Here is a 1186-nt window from a genome sequence, read left to right on the forward strand (position 1 = left end):
CGGCCGAGTCGACCCGCACCACCACGCGACCGCTGGCCGACCCCGGCTGGAGAGGCGACGCCAGTGGCCGAGCCGACCTGGAGGGCGACGACACCCCCGGTCAGGACGACCTGATCGGCGGCTCGGCCAAGCAGGCCGCCGCCGACGAGGCCGACGCGATCGAGGGCAACGGCGGCGCCGACGTCCTGCTCGGTGACAACGGCTCGCTCGTCCGCACCGTGACGGGCAACGCCGAGAAGGTCTACACCGAGCGCTACCCCGCGGGCCAGGCGCCCGCGGACGCCACCCGCGTACGCAGCCGCGACCCGGCCCTGCCGGGCGACTCGACCAGGTTCTGCACCCAGGCCCAGGCCACCTGCGAGCCGGCCGGCTCCTACGGCGCCGACCACCTGTACGGCGACGACGGCGACGACGCGCTGTGGGGCCAGGACGGCGACGACGAACTGCACGGCGGCCAGGGCGACGACGACCTGTTCGGTGAACTGGGCGACGACGACCTGTCCGGCGGCGCGGGCGAGGACGCCATGCTCGGCGACCGGGGCGGCGTGCTGAACGAGCGCATCGACGCCTCCGACGCCCAGCGGCTCGGCTTCACCGTCAGCCTCAACGCCCCGCCGAAGGAGACCTACAAGGGCTTCCAGCCCGGCACCTACGACCGCCGCACCGACCTGCTGCACGACACCGACGGCGACACCTGGACGGCCGCGTCCATGCCGCACGACGGTTTCGCCAAGGGCGGCGACGACCGCCTGCGCGGCGGCCCCGGACGCGACAGCATGCACGGCGGCGCCGGCGACGACCTGGTCAACGGCGACAGCGGCGGCGACGAGGTGTTCGGCGGCGACGGCGACGACCTGCTGTGGGGCGGAAAGGGCTGCGACCCGGCCCTGGACGCGGCCACCGCCGACTGCCTGTCCGGCGGCGTGTTCGACCCGGCCGCCCGCGGCACCGGCGACCGCTTCGTCGACCACGTCTTCGGCGGGGCCGGCGCGGACCTGCTCGACTACAACCCGCGCGGTTCGTACCCCGGCTCGTGCGCTCCCGGCAAGATGCCGGAAGGCGAGCTGACCACGGTGGTGGACCCGTGCGCGTGGTTCCGCATGACCGACAAGGACAACGCCGCCACCGCCGACGACCAGCACCACCAGGGCGTGGACTGGCAGTACGGCGGCGCGGACCGCGACGT

1 protein-coding gene is annotated in these 1186 nt (G+C 74.7%); it reads left to right on the forward strand.

The features are described 5' to 3' along the window. On the forward strand, positions 1-1186 hold a 1186-nt coding region (locus ACWCSD_RS52910; RefSeq protein ID WP_449927598.1), incomplete at both ends, for a calcium-binding protein.

It is taken from the genome of Nonomuraea sp. NPDC001684 (genome assembly GCF_053596515.1).